The organism is Azohydromonas lata NBRC 102462, from assembly GCF_001571085.1.
Taxonomy (GTDB): Bacteria; Pseudomonadota; Gammaproteobacteria; order Burkholderiales; family Burkholderiaceae_C; genus Azohydromonas; species Azohydromonas lata.
Genome location: NZ_BCTC01000001.1, coordinates 95,581 through 113,903 on the forward strand (window position 1 = coordinate 95,581; position 18,323 = coordinate 113,903).

Sequence of the window (18,323 nt, forward strand, 5' to 3'; positions counted from 1 at the left end):
TGCTGCATGGCGGGCGGCCGGGCGCGCGGCGTGAATCCTTGGTGGACTGGAGGGCCGGCGCGGCTTACAGCGGCCGGTTCTCGTCCGGGTCGGGCGCGCGGCGCTGCGGCGCCAGCAGCAGCCAGGCGGCCAGCGGCCACAGCAGCGTCTCGAAGAGAGGCGCCAGCAGCAGGCTCCAGCCCGGGAACATGTCGCCGGCGATCATGCGTATGACCAGCGACACCAGGTGCGCGCCCAGGAACAGCGGTGCGATCTGCAGCGCCTGCTCCAGCACGCTGAACCAGCGCAGCCGCCGGTGCACGGTGATGGCGAAGTAGGACAGCAGCGAATACGCCAGCGCGTGCTGGCCCAGCAGCGCGCCGTGGTGCACGTCCATCACCAGCCCGCCCATGAAGGCCACGCCCACGCCGATGCGCCGGGGCTGGTGCACGTTCCAGAACACCAGCACCAGCGCCAGCAGGTCCGGCATGGCGGGCTGGCGGCCCAGCGGCAGCAGGTTGATGGCCAGCGCCGCCAGCAGCGCGAACCAGATGAAGATGGGGTTGGCCGGCAGCAGGAGCTGGTCCGAGCCGCGGGGCATGATCATCGCGGCCCCCCGCTGGCGGCCAGTGCGTCCTGCTTGGGGTCGGGCCGCGGGGGCAACTGGCGGCTGATGGGCTCCAGCACCAGCAGGTGGTGCACGTCGTCCATCTTGGCCGCGGTCTTGAGGCTCACGCGGGCGAAGCCGCCCTCGGCCTGGCGGTCGATGCGCTCCACCGTGGCCACGGCCAGGCCCGGCGGGTACACGCCGTCCAGCCCGGAGGTGAGGATGGGGTCGCCCGGCTGCACGTCGGCGTTGGCGGCCATGAAGCGCAGCTCCAGCGCGTTGTTGACGCCGCCGAAGGCCGCGCCGCGCTGCTGCGTGCGGCCGTTGAGCACGGGAATGGCGGCGTCCTTGTCCGACAGCAGCGTGACTTCGGCCGACAGCGGGTACAGCCGCGTCACTTGGCCCAGCACGCCGTGCTCGTCCACCACCGGCGCGCCCAGCGCGACGCCCTGCTTGGCGCCGCGGTCGATGATGACCTTGCGCGTGTAGGGATCGCTTGCCTCCCACAGCACCTCGGCGGCCTGCGAGCGTGCCGTGATGGACGGGCGCAGCTCCAGCAGCGCGCGCAGCTTGGCGTTTTCGGACTCCAGCTGCTGCACGCGCGCGGCCTGCAGCGACTGCGTGGCCAGGCGCTTGAGCGCGGCCTCCTCGGCGGCGCGCGCCACCTTGAGCCCCTGCACGTAGACGTAGCCCTCCTCCACCAGCCCCACCGGCACGGCCAGCGTGCGCTCCACGGGCAGCAGCAGCGTGGCCAGCACGGCGCGGGCCTGCTGCACCAGCGCGAAGCGGGCGTCGGCCACCATCAGGAACAGCGCCAGTGCCGCAAAAAGCAGCAGCTTGGTCAGCGCCGACGGACCTTGCCTGAAGAAGGGCGGCGGGGTCCGGTCCAGGGTGCCCAGGGCCATGGCGCGTGCGGCGGAAGTCGGGGCTGCTCTCAGGCGCGGTGCGCGGCGCGCGTCGCCTTATTCGGACGTGAAGATGCTGCCCAGGCGCTCCATGCGCTCCAGCGCCATGCCGCAGCCGCGGACGACGCAGGTCAGCGGGTCTTCGGCGACCAGCACGGGCAGGCCGGTTTCCTCGGCCAGCAGCCGGTCCAGGTCGCGCAGCAGCGCGCCGCCGCCGGTGAGCATCATGCCGCGCTCGGCGATGTCGGCGCCCAGCTCCGGCGGGGTCTGCTCCAGCGCGTTCTTGACGCTGGAGACGATGTTGTTGAGCGGGTCGGTGAGCGCTTCCAGGATCTCGTTGGAGCTGATGGTGAAGCTGCGCGGCACGCCTTCGCTCAGGTTGCGGCCCTTGACCTCGATCTCCTTGACCTCGGAGCCGGGGAAGGCCGAGCCGATGTTCTTCTTGATGGACTCGGCCGTGGGCTCGCCGATCAACATGCCGTAGTTGCGGCGGATGTAGTTGATGATGGCTTCGTCGAACTTGTCGCCGCCCACGCGCACGCTGCCCTTGTAGACCATGCCGCCCAGGGAGATGACGCCGACCTCGGTCGTGCCGCCGCCGATGTCCACCACCATGGAGCCGGAAGCCTCGGACACCGGCAGCCCGGCGCCGATGGCGGCAGCCATGGGTTCCTCGATCAGGTAGACCTCGGACGCGCCCGCGCCCAGCGCGGACTCGCGGATGGCGCGGCGCTCGACCTGGGTGGAGCCGCAGGGCACGCAGATGATGATGCGCGGGCTGGGCTTGAGCACCGAGCGCGGATGCACCATCTTGATGAACTGCTTGAGCATCTGCTCGGTGACGGTGAAGTCGGCGATCACGCCGTCCTTCATGGGCCGTATGGCGTCGATGTTGCCGGGCACCTTGCCCAGCATGGCCTTGGCCTCGGCGCCCACGGCCTGGATGGTCTTCTTGCCGTTGGGCCCGCCCTCGTGGCGGATGGCGACCACGGAGGGCTCGTCGAGCACGATGCCCTTGTCGCGGACGTAGATCAGGGTGTTGGCGGTCCCGAGGTCGATGGCCAGGTCGGTCGAGAAGTAGCGCCGGAAGGTTTCAAACATGGTGGGGGATCAGCGTCAGCGGGGTTCGATCGCGCGCGGAGGGCGCATGCGCCTCAGGCTGGGAAAGCGCCAAGCCGCGGCGGGGGTCGAACGCCGGAATTCGTCATCGAAGCTGCGGGGTTGAGTGCGGCTCGTAGCCGCGACGCAGGGGGCTGATAAGAGCCGCCTTGCCTGCGCCAGCTGAAAAAGGTTCCTGCACAAAAAACCCGCCGGCGCGGCTCGCGTTTGTGAAGGCTCTCGGGGGCGTTTCAACTGCTTCGCGCGCCCCGGAAAACGCCTGCATGCGCTCCGCCCCGGTGGGTTCTGGGTAACGGGCGATAATACCCGATCCCCCTGGATCGCCGCCTTTCGGCGACCCTGCAATCGCCTGAACCCGAGCACTATTGCCATGGCCCTCAGCCCCTCGGACGTGAGCCGCATCGCCCACCTCGCCCGCCTCGAACTGCAGGCCGACGAACAGGCCGCGATGCTCCAGCAGCTCAACGGTTTCTTCACCATCGTCGAGCAGATGCGCGCGGTGGACACCAGCGGCGTGGAGCCGCTGTACACGCCCTTGTCAGCGCTGGCGGAAGTGCAGTTGCGCCTGCGCGAGGACCGCGTGAGCGAAACCGACCAGCGCGAGCTCAACCAGCGCAGCGCCCCGGCCGTCGAGGACGGCCTCTTCCTCGTGCCCCAGGTGATCGAATGAAGCAGCAACCGCACGCGCTGGGCGTGGCCGAATTGTCGCGCGCCTTGTCCGCCAAGGACATTTCCAGCACCGAGCTCACGCAACACCTGCTTGCACGGGTTGCGGACCACCAACAGCTCGGCGCTTTCGTCCACGTGGACGCCGAAGGCGCCCTGGCCGCCGCGCAGGCCGCCGACGCGCGCCGCGCCGCCGGCAACGCCTCGGCGCTCACCGGCGTGCCCATCGCGCACAAGGACATCTTCGTGACCGCCGCGGCGCCGACCACCGCGGGCTCCAAGATGCTCAAGGGCTACCAGAGCCCCTTCGACGCGACCGTGGTGGCCAAGCTGTCGGCCGCGGGCATGGTGAGCCTTGGAAAACTCAACTGCGACGAGTTCGCCATGGGCTCGGCCAACGAGAACTCGGCCTGGGGCGCGGTGCTCAACCCCTGGGACCGCTCGCGCGTGCCCGGCGGCAGCTCCGGCGGCTCGGCGGCGGCGGTGGCGGCGCGGCTGCTGCCCGCGGCCACCGGCACCGACACCGGCGGCTCCATCCGCCAGCCCGCGAGCTTCAGCGGCATCACCGGCATCAAGCCCACCTATGGCCGCTGCTCGCGCTACGGGATGATCGCCTTCGCCTCCAGCCTGGACCAGGCCGGCCCCATGGCCCGCTCCGCCGAGGACTGCGCCCTGCTGCTGTCGGCCATGACCGGCTTCGACGAGCGCGACGCTACCAGCGCCGACCGCCCCGCCGAGGACTACCACGCGCAGATGTTGGCCGCCCGCGAAGGCGCCACGCCGGGTAAACCGCTGCAAGGCCTGCGCGTGGGCCTGCCCAAAGAATTCTTCCCCGCGGCGCTGGCGGCCGACGTCAACGGCGCCGTGCGCGGCGCCCTGGCCGAGCTGGAGAAGCTGGGCGCGACGCTGGTGGAGGTGAGCTTGCCGCGCACGGAGCTCTCCATCCCCGTCTACTACATCATTGCCCCGGCCGAGGCCAGCTCCAACCTGCAGCGCTACGACGGCGTGCGCTACGGCCAGCGCGCCCAGAGCTACGGCGACCTGGTGGACATGTACAAGAAGACGCGCGCCCAGGGCTTCGGCGCCGAGGTCAAGCGCCGCATCATGATCGGCACCTACGTGCTCTCGCACGGCTACTACGACGCCTACTACCTGCAGGCGCAGAAGCTGCGCCGCATGATCGCCGACGACTTCCAGCAGTGTTTCAACGACTGCGACGTCATCGCCGGGCCGGTGGCTCCCAGCGTCGCATGGCGCTTGGGTGACAAGGGTGACGATCCCGTGGCGGCCTACCTCGCCGACATCTTCACCCTGCCCGCCAGCCTCGCGGGCCTGCCCGGCATGAGCGTGCCGGCCGGCTTTGGCGAGGGCGGCATGCCCGTGGGCCTGCAGCTCATCGGCAACTACTTCGCCGAAGGCCAACTGCTGCACACGGCCCACGCCTTCCAGCAGGCCACCGACCACCACCTGCGCGCGCCCGCCGGCTTCTGATCCCCGCACCATGACCACGCCCAAACTCATACGCGGCTACGAGGTCGTCATCGGCCTGGAGACGCACGCCCAGCTCTCCACCGCGAGCAAGATCTTCAGCGGCGCCTCCACCGCCTTCGGCGCCGCGCCCAACACCCAGGCCAGCCCCGTGGACCTGGCGCTGCCCGGCACGCTGCCCGTGCCCAACCGCGGCGCCGTGGAGCGGGCCATCCGCTTCGGCCTGGCCGTGGGCGCCAAGGTGGCGCGCCAGTCGATCTTTGCGCGCAAGAACTACTTCTATCCGGACCTGCCCAAGGGCTACCAGATCAGCCAGTACGAGATTCCCGTCGTCCAGGGCGGCGTGATCGAGTTCCTGGCCGGCGAGGAGAAGAAGCGCATCAATCTCACCCGCGCCCACCTGGAAGAGGACGCGGGCAAGAGCCTGCACGAGGACTACCACGGCCTCACCGGCATCGACCTCAACCGCGCGGGCACGCCGCTGCTGGAGATCGTTTCCGAGCCGGAAATGCGCTCCAGCCTGGAAGCCGTGGGCTACGCCCGCGCGCTGCACGCGCTGGTGGTGTGGCTCGGCATCTGCGACGGCAACATGCAGGAAGGCTCCTTCCGCTGCGACGCCAACGTCTCGGTGCGCCGCCCCGGCGAGCCCTTCGGCACGCGGCGCGAGATCAAGAACCTCAACTCCTTCCGCTTCCTGCAGCAAGCCATCGACTACGAGGTGCAGTGGCAGATCGACCAGATCGAGGACGGCTTGTCCATCGAGCAGGCCACCGTGCTGTTCGACCCGGACAGCGGCGAGACCCGCGCCATGCGCAGCAAGGAAGACGCGCACGACTACCGCTACTTCCCCGACCCCGACCTGCCGCCGCTGGTGATCGCGCCGGACTGGGTGGAGCGCGTGAAGGCCGACATGCCCGAGCTGCCCCAGGCCATGGCCGGCCGCTTCCAGCAGCAGGACGGGCTGCCGGCCTATGACGCCGGCATGGTCACGCAAAGCCTGGCCTTCGCCCGCTACTACGAGGCCGCGCGCGACGCCTGCAAGCAACCCAAGCTGGTGGCCAACTGGCTGATGGGCGAGATCAGCAAGCGGCTCAACGCCGACGGCTCGTCCATCGAGGCGGCGCCCGTGGCGCCCGCGACGCTGGGTGCGCTGATCGGTCGCATCGCCGACGGCACCATCTCCAACAACGGCGGCCGCCAGGTGTTCGACGCCTTGTGGGCCGGCGAAGGCGGCGACGTGGACGCGCTCATCGAGGCCAAGGGCCTCAAGCAGATGAGCGACACCGGCGCGCTGGAAGCCATCGTCGAGCAGGTGCTGGCGGCCAACGAGAAGTCCGTGGCCGAGTTCCGCGCCGGCAAGGACAAGGCGTTCAACGCCCTGGTCGGCCAGGTGATGAAGGCCAGCAAGGGCAAGGCCAATCCGGGCCTGGCGGGCGAGTTGCTGAAGAAGAAGCTGCAGGGCTGATCCGGCCGCCCTCCCCGGCTCCCAACGAAACGGCCCGCGACGAGCGGGCCGTTTTTCATTGGGCGACGCCGGGCGTCAGACGCCGTAGCGCTCGCGGTAGGCCGCCACCGGCGCCTTGAACTGCGCCAGGGCCGGGTCCTCGCTGCGGTCCAGGAAGCTCATGAGGTCGGACAGCGCGGCGATGTTCACCACCGCCAGGCCCAGCTTGTCGCGCACGTACTGCACGGCGGACCAGGGCACGTCGGCGCCGTTCTCGGTGGCCTTTTCCTGGCGGTCCAGGGCGATGGTCACGCCGCAGGGCTGGGCGCCGGCGGCGCGGATCATGGCGATGGACTCGCGCACCGAGGTGCCGGCGGAGATCACGTCGTCGATGATCAGCACCCGCCCGCGCACCGGTGCGCCCACCAGCGTGCCGCCCTCGCCGTGGTCCTTGGCTTCCTTGCGGTTGTAGGCGTAGGGCTTGTTGTGGCCCAGGCGCGCCAGCTCCACCGACACGGCCGCGGCCAGCGCGATGCCCTTGTAGGCGGGGCCGAAGAGCATGTCGAACTCCAGGCCGGAGGCGACCAGGCGCTGTGCGTAGAACTGCGCCAGGCGGCCGAGCTTGGCGCCGTCGTCGAACAGCCCGGCGTTGAAGAAGTAGGGCGACAGCCGCCCGGCCTTGGTCTTGAACTCCCCGAAGCGCAGCACGCCCACGTCCACTGCGAACTTCACGAAGTCTTGGGCCAGCGAGTCATTGGTAATCGGGTGCTTGTCCATGGTGGGCGTGCTTTGGTGAGGTGAAAACGAGGGCGCGGCATTGTAGGGGGGCGCCCGCGCGCGCCCGGCACGCCGCCCGCCATCACTAATTCACGCCGGGGCCGCTGGACCGCCTCCGTGCCCGCGGGGGGGCTCCTTATGATCCGCCGACGCTTTTTCCGTGCCCTCCCGTCCATGACCGTTTCCTCCCAAATTCCGCCTGCGCCACGCGCACCGTCCCGGATGGATGCCATAGAAGGCGCCCGCGCCCTGGCCGCCCTCATCGTGGTGCTGCTGCATGCCGGTAATGTCATGCGCGTGGATCATCTCTCCGGCCATATTGGCCTGGGCAATATCTTTGGCTTCGGCTACGTGGGCGTGGATTTCTTTTTCGTGCTCAGCGGCTTCATCATCACCTACGTGCATTTCAAGGAGTTGGGCCGGCCGGAGAGTATTCCACGCTATTTGTGGCGCCGGTTCTCGCGGATATTTCCGATTTACTGGGCCGTGCTGGCGTTGACCATTGTCGTTGCCACCGCAGGCCATCTTGCCGCCGGCAAGGGCCTGCAAATAAGCATGGGCTGGAACGACATTCCCGGCACGATTTTCCTGCTCATGGGCCAGGGCGAGCCGAAATACGTGGGGGTGGCCTGGTCGCTGCAGTATGAGCTGCTTTTCTATGTGCTGTTCTGCCTGCTGCTGCTGAATGTCAGGCTGGGTGCTATCGCATTTTCCACGTGGGCACTCGTGATTCTGGCGCGGATTTTTGGGCTGGTGCAGGTGGAATTGCCTTTCAATATGGCCAATGCACATTGCCTGCAGTTCCTGTTCGGCGTGGTGGTGGGCGTGTGGACGCGCCGCTACCCGCTGCGCCTGCCGCGGGTGGCGCTGCCGGCGGCGGTGGGGTTGTTCATTGGGGCGGTGGTGCTGGAGGTGCGCGGCCCCTGGCCGCTGCATTCCGACATGGGCGCGCTGGCCCTGGGCCTGGCCTCGGCCGCCGTGCTGATGGCGCTGGTGAGCCTGGAGCAGCAGCAGGCGCTGCGCACGCCGGCCTGGCTGGCACGCATGGGCTCGGTGTCCTACTCCATCTACCTGGGCCACATCCTGCTGATCAACGTGAGCTACTGGGTGATGCTCAAGCTGGGCCTGTACCACGCGCTGCCCGAGGTGCTGGTGTATGCCCTGGCCGTCGCCATCGGCCTGGCCGGCACCATGCTGCTGGGCCGCTGTGTGGAGTTGCCGCTGGTGAGCCTGCTCAAGGACCGCATGGGCGCCCGGCCCCGCCACCCGCGCGCAGTGGTGGTGTGACAATCCGGCCCGCTGCAAACCAATGAATCGCGCCCGTGAAAATCATTACCGCCAATTTGAACGGCTGCCGTTCCGCCGCCTCCAAGGGTTTCATGGAGTGGATGGCCGAACAGGATGCCGACCTGATTTGTGTCCAGGAACTGAAGGCCCACGCCTGCGACCTGCCGGCTGAAGTCGCTTCCCCCAAGGGTTTTCATTGCCATTTTCACCATGCGCAGAAAAAAGGATATTCAGGCGTAGGCATTTACACGCGCCGCGAGCCCAGCCATTTTGTTTCGGGCTTTGGCTGCGAGGAGTTCGACGCCGAGGGCCGGTATGTGGAGGCGCGCTTCGATACCAGCGTGCGCAAGTTGAGCGTCATCAGCGCCTATTTCCCCAGCGGCTCCAGCGGCGAGGAGCGCCAGGCCGCTAAATTCCGCTTCCTGGCGGTGTTCTTCGAGCATTTGAAGGAACTGCGCGCCCAGGGTCGTGAATTCGTGATGGTGGGCGACTTGAATATCGCCCATCAAGCCATTGACCTGAAAAACTGGCGCGGCAACCAGAAGAACAGCGGCTTCCTGCCGGAAGAGCGCGAATGGTTCTCGCGCATGGTGAAGGATTTGGAATTGGTGGACGTCTACCGCCACCTGCACCCCGACACCACCGACGAGTGCTACACGTGGTGGAGCAACCGCGGGCAGGCCTGGGCCAAGAATGTCGGGTGGCGGCTGGACTATCAAATCGCCACGCCGGAAATCGCCAAGGCGGCGCGCGGCGCGGCGATCCACAAGGCGACGCGGTTTTCGGACCATGCGCCGCTGACGATCGAGTACGACTTGGCGCTGTGAATTTTCAGGCCACCGCCGTCTTCAATATCCACGTCCGCAGCGCTTCCAGCTCCTCCATGCTGACCGTGTGCCCAATCGGGTACTCGTGCCACTCCACCTCGTGGCCGAGCTGCCGCAGCAGCTCGCGCGTGCCGCTGCCCGCGGCCATGGGCACGACGGGGTCCATGGACCCGTGGGCCAGGAACACCGGCAGATCGGCATTGGCGCCGTGGCGCTCGGCGGCGGTGAGGCTGGCCAGCGGCAGGTAGCCGGAGAGGCCCGCCACGCCCGCCAGGCGCTCTTCGCAGCGCAGGGCCGCCAGCAGCGCCATGGCGCAGCCTTGCGAGAAGCCCGCCAGCACGATGCGCCGTGCCGCCACGCCGCGCTCGCGCTCGCGCGCCACCAGGGCCAGCACTTCCTTGAGCGAGGCGCGCAGGCCCGGCTCGTCTTCGCGGCGCTGCAGCTCGCTGCCCAGCAGGTCGTACCAGGCGCGCATGCGGTAGCCGCCGTTGATGGTCACCGGCCGCACCGGCGCGTGCGGAAAGATCCAGCGCACGGGGCCCAGGGCCGATAAATCCATCTGCTGGGCCAGGGGCTCGAAGTCGTGGCCGTCGGCGCCCAGGCCGTGCAGCACGATCAGGCTGGCCGTTGGGCGGTCGCCGGTTTCCACTTCCAGGGTTTCGACGGTCGGTGCGTTGGACATGGCTCAGGGCTCCACGGGCGATGAAACAGCCGCCTGCGAACCCGCCGGCGCGCGCGCCATGCAGCGCTGCCAGCGCTGCTGCACGCGGTCGGCAAACCAGCGGGTGCTCAGAGGGCGGGTGATCTTTGGGCTGGACAGTGCGATGTCCGGCACCGCCGCGCGCGGCAGAGGTTTGCCCTCGTTGCGCTCGGCGGCCTCGAACACGCGGCGATAGAAGCCGTTCTTCTCCAGGCCCGGCTGGTCGCCCAGCTCCAGGGCGCTGCGCGCTTCCGATTCGGACGCGCCCAGCCGCGGCGCCAGCGACAGCGCCGCGGCTTCCGTCGCGCCGCGCTGGCCGTCGCCGCGCAACAAATCGCCGTCCGGCGTGAGCGGGATGCCGCTGGCGGCGCTGATGGCCCGCTGGAACGCCGCGTTGCGGCTGGCCCAGCGCCCGGCGTTGAAGTCGGCGAAGCGGTAGAGCGGCCGGTCGTAGGGCGCGGCGTAGTCCAGCAGGTGGGCGATGCCGAAGAACATCCCGCCCCGGCGGCTGAACACCGCTGCGCGCACGCCACCGTCCAGCGGGTACGGATAACGCTCGGCGTGCGCTTCCGCCCACGCCACGCTCACCTGCATGGGCCCGCCGGTGCGCACCGGATTGAGCTTGCCGAACAGGCGCTGGCCCAGGGGCACGCGGTTGATGAGGTCCTCGAAGGCGTCGCTCAACTGCCGCTCGGTGCGGGCGGATTCGATGCGCTCGGCATAGCTGCGCCCGTCCGACGAGGGCAGTTGCAGCGCGGCCGACACCAGCAGCGAGGGCACGCCGACGCGGCCGGCGCGCTCGTCGATCTCCTTGCGCGCGATGGCCCCCAGGTTGGGCACGGACGGATCGGCCTGGAAGCTCGATTCCTGCTCCGCCACCGACAGCGCCGCGCAGAAGTTGGCGGCCGTGGGCGGGATCTGCAGCGCCGAGAAGGCGGCGTAGGTGTCCGTGGCCCAGCCGGCGCGGTCCGGCAGTTGGGCGGGCAGCAGGCTCAAGAGCAGCGCGCGGCTGTCCTGCGGACGCGGCCAGGCGGTGGACTGGGATTCGTTGTTGGCACAGCCCGCCAGCAGCAGCGCCGCGGTGGCCAGGCCGGCGGCCGCGTGCGGCAGGCGGCTGCGGGCCGTGCGCGTTGCCGGCGCTTCGCTGGGGTCGTGGGGGCTTGGTGCCCGGGCGTGATCCATCGCTGCTCCTGCGGCAGGCGCAATGCCCGCCCCGTGCCGGCCACAATGGCGGCCATGCTTCGTTACGAAACCCTCCCCGTCACCCCGTTCCAGCAGAACTGTTCGCTGCTGTGGTGCGACCAGACCCAGGAAGCCGTGCTGATCGACGTCGGCGGCGAGCTGGAGATGCTGCGCGCCGCCGTGAAGCAGCGCGGCCTCAAGCTGGTGGCGCTTTGGCTCACCCATGCGCACATCGACCATGCCGGCGGCACCGGCCAGCTCGCGCGCGAAGAGGGGCTGCCCATCATCGGCCCGCACCGCGGCGACCAGTTCTGGATAGACGGCCTGCCCCAGCAGAGCGTGATGTTCGGCTTCCCGCCGGCCGAGCACTTCACGCCCACGCGCTGGCTGGAAGACGGCGACAAGCTGCAGCTGGGCAAAAGCGAGGTGAGCGTGCGCCACTGCCCCGGCCACACGCCGGGCCACGTGGTGTTCCACGCCGCGGAGATCGAGCGCTGCTTCGTGGGCGACGTGCTGTTCGCCGGGTCGATCGGCCGCACCGACTTCCCGCAGGGCGACCACGACCAGCTCATCAGCAGCATCCGCGAGCGGCTGTGGCCCATGGGCAACGACACGGTGTTCATCCCCGGCCACGGGCCGGAGAGCAGCTTTGGGCGCGAGCGGCGGACCAATCCCTACGTGAGGGACTTGCGGGGGGCGTGAGCCCACGCGCGGCCGGCGCGGGTGATCAGCGGTTGCCCGTCTTGGCCGGCGGCCCAAAGCGCTGCGGCGGCTTCGCGGCCTGCGCGTACAGCGGCTGTACGCGCGGCAGCCGCGCCTGGATGTCGCGGATGCGCGTCTCGCTGTTGGGGTGGGTGGACATGAAGGCCAGCGGCTCGCCCTGGCTCACGGCCATCATCTTCTGCCACAGGCTCACGCCGGCGGCCGGGTCGTAGCCGGCGCGCGCCGCCAGCTCCATGCCCACGATGTCCGCCTCGGACTCGTCCTCGCGGCTGAATTTCAGCGTCAGCAACTGGCTGCCCATGCCCAGCACCTGGTTGCCCAGGTTGCCCAGGCCCAGCAGCGCCGAGAGGGCGCCGGCGCCCAACTGCGTCGCGGCCGACTTGCCCATGCGCTCGCGCGCGTGCTCGCGCAGCGCGTGCGCCACCTCGTGGCCCATGATGGTCGCCACCTCGTCGTCGCTGAGCTGCAGCTGCTGCAGGATCCCGTAGAAGAAGGCGATCTTCCCGCCCGGCATGCAGAAGGCGTTGAGCTCCTTGCTGCCGATCAGGTTCACCTCCCACTTCCACTGCCGCGCACGCGGGTTCCAGGTGTCGGTGAAGGGAATGATGCGCTGCGCGATGTAGCGCAGCCGCTGCACCTGCGGGTGCTCGGCCGGCGCCAGGGCGCGCTTGGAGGCGGCTTCCGACAGGAGCTGCTTGTACTGCTGCGTGGCGGCGGCCTCGACCTCCTCGGCCGGCACCAAGCGCGAGAAGGCGGATTCGGACCCCACCTCCTCCCGCACGCCCTGCGCCACCGCGGGCAGCAGCGCGCCGCCCAGCAGCGCGCCGGTGAATAGGCGCCGCGAGACGCCGCCGCCCGCGTTGCCCCCCTCGCCGCCCAGGCGCGCGGCGCCGCGCCCGCACAGCGCGCAGGCGCAGCCCGCGTGCGCCAGCAGCGGCTCGGTGGAGATGTCGGCATCGGTGCGGAAGGCGTCGGTGCTCATGGCGTGAGGTGAGGCCGCTCCAGGCGGCGTTGAATCGTTGGAATGCGCTCAACGGGCACGGTGCGTGCCCGGCTGACGCGATGTGAAAGCCGGTAACGCCAATTTCAAGAACGTCGCAGCCGGCAATGAGTTTGCCGCCCGCGGCTTGCAGGCGGCTTGACGGCTTCAGTCGTCGGCCGCGGCGGGGGCGTCCGGGTCCACTTCCAGGGCACGGACGCTCTCGCGCAGCCGCCACAGCATGGCCAGCGCCGGCACGGCGGCCAGGGTGGAGACGATGAAGAAGTCGGCCCAACCGATGGACTCTGCCAGCACCCCGGCCAGCGGGCCGACCCACACGCGCCCAACCGCCGCGAAGGCGCTCAGCAGCGCGTACTGCGTGGCCGTGAAGCGCTGGTTGCACAGGCTCATCAGGAAGGCCACGAAGGCGGCCGTGCCCATGCCGCCGGAGAGGTTCTCCAGCGCCACCACCAGCAGCAGCCCGCCGTCCACCGCCGTGGGCTGCGCCAGGTGCATGAAGCCCAGGTCGAAGGCCGGGATGGTGATGCCGGGAATGACGCCCTTGCCCGCCACCGCCAGCCACCAGAAGCCCAGGTTGCTGGCCATCTGCAGCAGGCCGAACAGCAGCAGCGAGCGCCACAGGCCCAGCTTCAACATGAGCGCCCCGCCCACCAGCGCGCCCAGGATGGTCAGCCACAGGCCGATGAGCTTGTTGACCACGCCCACCTCCGCCGGGCTGAAGGCCATGGCTTTCAGCAGGAACGGCGTCAGCAGCGAGCCCGCGAAGGCGTCTCCCAGCTTGTAGAGGACGATGAAGGCCAGGAAAGCGCCCGCCCCCGGCTGCTCGAAGTAGCTGCGCAGCCCCTGCAGCAGCGTTTCGAACCGCGCCTTGCGCGCGGCCCAGGCGGCAAGCGGCAAGGTGAAGGCGATGCCCAGCATCAGCGCGAGCAATTCGGTCCATTTGGCCTGCAGCGCGGGCGCCAGGGCGCTGCCGCTCCAGAAAGGGCTGAGCAGCCATTGCGCGAAAGCCAGGGCAAAGCGGTCGCTGAGCAGGTAGCCCACGGCCACGGCGGCCATGACGGCCAGGAAGCCGATGACGTCGTGCCGCGCCACGGTGCGCGGGGCGGTGGTGCGCGGCAGGCGCGGCAGCAGCACGGCCGAGACGACGGCCGCGCCCACCATCAGCATGGCCATGAGCCGGTAGACGGCCGGCCAGGTGAAGCCGCCGCCCTGGGCCGGGTCGGTCCAGATGAGGGCCACGCCGCCGGAGAGGATCATGGCCAGGCGGTAGCCCATGACGTTGAGCGAGGAGCCCAGGCCGCGCTCGCGCGCGGGCAGCAGGTCGGTGCGGTAGGCGTCGATCACCACGTCCTGCGACGCGGAGAGGAAGGCCACGGCCACGGCCAGCAGCGCGAAGGCGCGCGTGGCGCCCGCGGGCGGCGTGGACGCCATGAGCAGCAGCGCGCCGGCCAGCAGCAGTTGCGTGACGACCAGCCAGCCCCGGCGCCGGCCCAGGCCCGGGGGCTCGAAGCGGTCCATGAGCGGGGCCCACAGGAACTTGAAGGTGTAGGGCAGGCCCACGAGGCTGAGGAAGCCGATGGTGGCCACGTCCAGCCCCTCGGCCGACAGCCAGGCCTGCATGGCCTGGCCCGTGAGCGCCAGCGGCAGCCCCGAGGCGAAGCCCAGCAGCGTGACGGCGAGAAAGCGGTGGATGGCGGCGGCGCGCTGGGCCGGGGTGCGCGCCGCGTCCGCGGCGGCGGCGGGGGAAGGAGGCATCGCGGGATTTTAGGGAGCGCGCTCCGGCGCCCCGCCGACGCCGCGCCGGCCCGCCCTGCCCCGCCCCGTTTCTCAACCCGGCGTCGCCTGCGCCGTCTGCTGCCTGTGGATCTCCATCGCCAGCGCCAGCAGCCGCTCGCGCGGCAGCGTGCCCACCAGCGCGTAGCCGCAGCCGCTTTCCACCCAGTAGAAGAGGTTCAAGTCGCCCTGCCGCTCGAAGCGGAACGCGGCCGGCGTGCCGGCTTCCGGCTTGCGCAGGTAGACGGTGACGCGGTGCTTTTCGCCGTCCTCGTACATGAGCTGCGCGCTGGGCCCCGCGGCGTCGGGCAACAGCCTTCCTCCCACGAGGCTGAAACCCTGGGGCTGCAGATCGAAGAGTTTCACCGGCAGCGCGGTGCGCTTGGTCAGCCAGCGCGCCAGGTGTTCTTCGTTGGCGCGCACTTCCACCGGGTGGCGCTGCTCCGGCGCATAGACGGCGTGCGCCACGGCGGCGCGTTGCACCCAGGGCTGCGCGCCGCCATGGGCGGCGAGCTGCGGCGGCAGCGCGTCCTGCCAGCGCCACATGGCGCCGGCCCCGGCCAGCGCGCCGCCCGTCACCAGCAGCAGCGCCGCGGCGGCGCGGCCCCAGGTGCGGTCCAGCCACGCCTGGCGCGGCCGCAGCAGCCGCTGCATGCCCGCGGGCACGGGCTCGTCCAGCACGGAGTCGAAGCGCGCGCGCAGCGCGTCGCGGTCCGCCGCCCACTGGCGCACGCGGGCGGCATCGGCCGGGTGTTCGCGCAGCCACTGCTCGGCGTGGCCGCGCTGCTCGGGGCTCAGCTCGTCGTCCAGCCAGGCGCTCAGCCGCTCGTCGTCCATGCGTTGATCGGTGTCCATGCTCTCCCGCGGTCTTGTCGTGAGTCCTGTGCCCGGTGGCCGCGCGCTTCAGATCACCCGGCGCAGGTGCGGCACGCGCGTGGGCGGCTTGCCGTCGCCGAGCAGCCGGCGCAGCAGTTGCCGCGCGCGGCTGATGCGCGACATCACCGTGCCCGGCGGTATCTGCAGCACCTGCGCCGTTTCGGCGTAGCTCAACTGCTCCACCACCACCAGCAGCAGCGGCGCGCGCAGCTCCGGCGTGAGCGTGCGCAGCGCGGCCAGCAGGTCCAGCCGCAAGCCGATGTCCGGCTCCAGGGCGGATTGCCGGTCCAGCTCCTGCTCCACGCGCACGGGCTCCAGCACCGACAGCCGCGCGTCGCGCCGCAGCCCGTCCTGGTGCGCGTTGTGCGCGATGGACAGCAGCCACACCAGCAGCTCGCGCCGCTCGTCGAACTGCTGCCAGCGCGCCAGCGCCCGCTCCAGCGTGCTTTGCACCAGGTCGTCGGCCCGCTCGGCGTCGAAGACCAGCGAGCGCGCATAGCGGCGCAGCCGCGGGATGGCGGCCAGCAGTTGTTGTCTGAAGGAGTCGGGAGCGTTCACTTCAGCGGTGTACGAACGAGGTCAAGCCATTATTCCCGGGCACCGCCCTGCCGGAACGAATCGACACGCCAGGCGCCCTTGCGAGGCGGCCAGCCGCCTCCACCATCGGGTCATGGATGCCTCAAACTCCCCCGCTTCGACCCACGTGGCCTGCCCGCACTGCGCGGCGCTCAACCGCATTCCCAGCGCGCGGCTGGGCCAGGACCCGAGCTGCGGCCGCTGTGGCCAGCCGCTGCTGGACGGCCACCCCGTGTCGCTGACCGACGCCAACTTCGAGCAGGTCGTCTCCCGCACCGAGCTGCCCGTGGTGGTGGACCTGTGGGCCCCCTGGTGCGGCCCCTGCCGCAGCATGGCCCCGGCCTACGAGCAGGCTGCCCAGCAGCTCAAGGGCCGCGCCCTGCTGGTCAAGGTGGACACCGACGCCAACCCCCGCACCGCCGCGCGCTTCGCCGTGCGCAGCATCCCCACGCTGCTCAAGCTGCAGCAGGGGCGCGAAGTGGCGCGCGTGAGCGGCGCCATGCCGGCGGGCGAGATCGTGCGGTGGGCAGGGATGTAAGGCGCGCGGCGCCCGCAAGGAACGGCGCCTCCCGCAAGCCAAGGCGCTGCGCCTCCCGCTCCGTCATGCCCGCGAAAGCGGGCATCCACGAGCGCTGAGGTGTCTCCTTCCAACCGCATCGCCCAGGGCTGGCGTCGGCGCGCCAGCAGCCCGGCAGGTGTGGATGCCCGCTTTCGCGGGCATGACGAGGTAGAGGAGGGAGCGCCGCCGCTCACGGGCCGGCAGCGGTCCAGTCTCAACTCGTCGCCGCCAGCGGCGAGCTGAAGCACAAGGTAAAGCAGCTGCCCTCGCCCACGCGGCTTTGCACTTCGATGTTCGCGCCCAGCAGCTCGGCCAGGCGGGCGCTCAGGTGCAGGCCCATGCCCGTGCCCTCGGGGCGGCGGCGCGGGTCGCCCACCTGCGTGAAGGCGCCGAAGAGCTTTTGCTGGTCCGCCTCGCTGATGCCCACGCCCGTGTCGCACACCTGGATGCGCGTGCGCCCCTGAGCCTGGCTCAGCGCCAGCCCAACCGAGCCCTGCTCGGTGAACTTGATGGCGTTGTTGCACAGGTTGATGAGGATCTGCCGCAGCGCGCGGCGGTCCACCTGCAGCACGGGCGAGTCCGCCGGCGCCGCGATGTCGAAGGCCAGCGCCTTGGCCTGCGCCAGCGGCATGAGGCTGGCGTGCACCTCGCGCAGCAGCGCGCCCACGTCCACCGGCTCGGGGTTGAGCTGCACCATGCCGGCCTGGATGCGGGCCACGTCCAGCAGGTCGTTGATCAGCGACAGCAGGTGCTCGGCGCTGCTCTTGACGATGCCCAACTGCCGCTCCTGCTCCGCCGTGAGGTCGCCCCCCAGCCGCATGAGCAGGATGCCGGTGAAGCCGATGATGGCGTTGAGCGGCGTGCGCAGCTCGTGGCTCATGGTGGCCAGGAAGCGGTCCTTGGCCTGGTTGGCCACCTGCAGCGCGGCGTTCTTCTCCTGCAGCTCGCGCTCGAAGCGCTTGCGCTCGGTGGTGTCGCGGATGGCGCTCATCACGAAGAGGCCCTCCTCCGTCTCCAGCGGGCTCAGGCTGATCTCCACCGGAAACTCCAGGCCCGCGTCCCCGTCGCCGCGCAGGCCGAACAGCTCCAGCCCCGCGCCCATGTTGCGCAGCGTCGGCGCGCCGTGGTAGCGGCTGCGGTGGCCGATGTGCGCCTGCCGGTAGCGCGCGGGCAGCAGCGTCTCTATGGAAGCGCCCACCACCTGCTCGCGGCGGCGGCCGAACAACTTCTCCGCCTGGCTGTTGAACAGGACGATGCGCCCGCTGTCGTTGACGATGACGATGGCGTCCGGCACCGACTCCAGCAGGTTGCGGTAGCGCTGGCCTATCCACTGCGCGTCGCGCGCCACCTTTTGCGCCGTCACGTCGCGGTAGCTGCTGATGAAGCAGCGCACCCCGCCCGCGTCACCGTCATCGCGCACCACGCGCTTGAACAGGTCCACGTACAGCAGCCGCCCGTCTTGGTGGCGGCGCATGGCCGCGCGGGCCTGGGCCTCGCCCTCGTCCAGCGCGCGCTGCTGCAGCGCCTCGTGCTCCGCGACATGGTCCGGGGGCACCAGCAGCTCCACCAGCGGGCGGCCCAGCGCCTCGTCGGCGCTGTAGCCGAAGGTCTGCTGCGCCTGGCGGTTCCACAGCCAGACCTCGCCCTCCGGCGAGGTCACGACCAGGGCCTGGGGCGATTCGTCTATCAGTAACTGTTCCAGGCTCCGGCGGGGCATTGGATGGTCCACGGGGCTCCTTGATGAGGGTCAGGGGTGCAATCTAGCGCAGGCCACAAGTGCCCACCATGCGAATGCTGGGTGCTCCTACACTGCCGCGCCGATTTTTTGATTTGCC

18 protein-coding genes are annotated in these 18,323 nt (G+C 70.2%); 7 read left to right on the plus strand and 11 right to left on the minus strand.

Annotated elements, in window-relative coordinates:
- Positions 1–64: 64 nt before the first annotated feature.
- Genes mreD through ALA01S_RS00460 form a run of 3 tightly spaced genes read right to left on the minus strand, consistent with a single transcriptional unit; the run spans position 65 to position 2,592 of the window.
- The gene (mreD, locus tag ALA01S_RS00450; protein WP_066330579.1) at positions 65–586 is read right to left on the minus strand and encodes a rod shape-determining protein MreD; all 522 of its coding nucleotides are present in this window, start codon (positions 584–586) and stop codon (positions 65–67) included.
- Positions 583–1,491, minus strand: coding sequence for a rod shape-determining protein MreC (gene mreC, locus ALA01S_RS00455; protein ID WP_066330581.1), 909 nt, complete (start codon positions 1,489–1,491; stop codon positions 583–585). The genes mreD and mreC overlap by 4 nt, the downstream gene beginning before the upstream one ends.
- Before the next feature lie 57 nt (positions 1,492–1,548).
- Entirely contained in the window at positions 1,549–2,592 is a 1,044-nt protein-coding gene (locus ALA01S_RS00460; protein WP_066330582.1) for a rod shape-determining protein, read from the minus strand.
- Positions 2,593–2,980: 388 nt separating this feature from the next.
- On the opposite strand from ALA01S_RS00460, the gene gatC reads away from it, so the two are divergent.
- The 3 genes from gatC to gatB are packed head-to-tail and all read left to right on the plus strand — an operon-like array spanning position 2,981 to position 6,229.
- On the plus strand, positions 2,981–3,280 hold the full coding sequence (gene gatC, locus ALA01S_RS00465; protein ID WP_066330583.1) for an Asp-tRNA(Asn)/Glu-tRNA(Gln) amidotransferase subunit GatC: 300 nt from the start codon (positions 2,981–2,983) through the stop codon (positions 3,278–3,280).
- On the plus strand, positions 3,277–4,767 hold the full coding sequence (gene gatA / locus ALA01S_RS00470; RefSeq protein ID WP_066330584.1) for an Asp-tRNA(Asn)/Glu-tRNA(Gln) amidotransferase subunit GatA: 1,491 nt from the start codon (positions 3,277–3,279) through the stop codon (positions 4,765–4,767). Before gatC ends, gatA begins: the two co-directional genes overlap by 4 nt.
- Positions 4,768–4,777: 10 nt before the next feature.
- Positions 4,778–6,229: an Asp-tRNA(Asn)/Glu-tRNA(Gln) amidotransferase subunit GatB gene (gene gatB, locus ALA01S_RS00475; RefSeq protein ID WP_066330586.1), complete on the plus strand. Its 1,452-nt coding sequence runs from the start codon at positions 4,778–4,780 to the stop codon at positions 6,227–6,229.
- 75 nt (positions 6,230–6,304) lie between these two features.
- On the opposite strand, the gene pyrE is transcribed toward gatB, so the two are convergent.
- Entirely contained in the window at positions 6,305–6,985 is a 681-nt protein-coding gene (gene pyrE, locus ALA01S_RS00480) for an orotate phosphoribosyltransferase (protein WP_066330588.1), read from the minus strand.
- Positions 6,986–7,207: 222 nt separating this feature from the next.
- Between pyrE and ALA01S_RS00485 the strand changes: the two genes are divergently transcribed.
- Positions 7,208–8,272: an acyltransferase family protein gene (locus ALA01S_RS00485; RefSeq protein ID WP_066330590.1), complete on the plus strand. Its 1,065-nt coding sequence runs from the start codon at positions 7,208–7,210 to the stop codon at positions 8,270–8,272.
- Positions 8,273–8,307: 35 nt separating this feature from the next.
- A complete protein-coding gene (locus ALA01S_RS00490) occupies positions 8,308–9,099 on the plus strand; it encodes an exodeoxyribonuclease III (RefSeq protein WP_084267079.1) in 792 nt (263 codons plus the stop codon).
- A gap of 4 nt (positions 9,100–9,103) precedes the next feature.
- On the opposite strand, the gene ALA01S_RS00495 is transcribed toward ALA01S_RS00490, so the two are convergent.
- Entirely contained in the window at positions 9,104–9,781 is a 678-nt protein-coding gene (locus ALA01S_RS00495; protein ID WP_066330591.1) for an alpha/beta hydrolase, read from the minus strand.
- Between the two features lie 3 nt (positions 9,782–9,784).
- Positions 9,785–10,981, minus strand: a complete 1,197-nt coding sequence (locus ALA01S_RS00500) for a DUF1615 domain-containing protein (RefSeq protein ID WP_084267080.1) — start codon at positions 10,979–10,981, stop codon at positions 9,785–9,787.
- A gap of 54 nt (positions 10,982–11,035) precedes the next feature.
- Between ALA01S_RS00500 and ALA01S_RS00505 the strand changes: the two genes are divergently transcribed.
- Positions 11,036–11,683, plus strand: a complete 648-nt coding sequence (locus tag ALA01S_RS00505) for an MBL fold metallo-hydrolase (protein ID WP_066330772.1) — start codon at positions 11,036–11,038, stop codon at positions 11,681–11,683.
- 25 nt (positions 11,684–11,708) lie between these two features.
- Here ALA01S_RS00505 and ALA01S_RS00510 read toward each other — a convergent pair whose 3' ends face one another.
- The 4 genes from ALA01S_RS00510 to ALA01S_RS00525 form a co-directional block, all read right to left on the minus strand.
- The gene (locus tag ALA01S_RS00510) at positions 11,709–12,686 is read right to left on the minus strand and encodes a M48 family metallopeptidase (protein WP_066330593.1); all 978 of its coding nucleotides are present in this window, start codon (positions 12,684–12,686) and stop codon (positions 11,709–11,711) included.
- A gap of 165 nt (positions 12,687–12,851) precedes the next feature.
- Entirely contained in the window at positions 12,852–14,459 is a 1,608-nt protein-coding gene (locus ALA01S_RS00515) for an AmpG family muropeptide MFS transporter (protein ID WP_084267081.1), read from the minus strand.
- 72 nt (positions 14,460–14,531) lie between these two features.
- Positions 14,532–15,332, minus strand: coding sequence for an anti-sigma factor family protein (locus ALA01S_RS00520; RefSeq protein ID WP_066330595.1), 801 nt, complete (start codon positions 15,330–15,332; stop codon positions 14,532–14,534).
- Positions 15,333–15,380: 48 nt separating this feature from the next.
- On the minus strand, positions 15,381–15,911 hold the full coding sequence (locus tag ALA01S_RS00525; protein WP_066330597.1) for an RNA polymerase sigma factor: 531 nt from the start codon (positions 15,909–15,911) through the stop codon (positions 15,381–15,383).
- A 112-nt stretch (positions 15,912–16,023) separates the two neighbouring features.
- On the opposite strand from ALA01S_RS00525, the gene trxC reads away from it, so the two are divergent.
- Positions 16,024–16,467: a thioredoxin TrxC gene (trxC, locus tag ALA01S_RS00530; protein ID WP_066330598.1), complete on the plus strand. Its 444-nt coding sequence runs from the start codon at positions 16,024–16,026 to the stop codon at positions 16,465–16,467.
- A 235-nt stretch (positions 16,468–16,702) separates the two neighbouring features.
- Here trxC and ALA01S_RS00535 read toward each other — a convergent pair whose 3' ends face one another.
- Entirely contained in the window at positions 16,703–18,205 is a 1,503-nt protein-coding gene (locus tag ALA01S_RS00535) for a PAS domain-containing sensor histidine kinase (protein WP_066330599.1), read from the minus strand.
- Between the last annotated feature and the right edge of the window lie 118 nt (positions 18,206–18,323).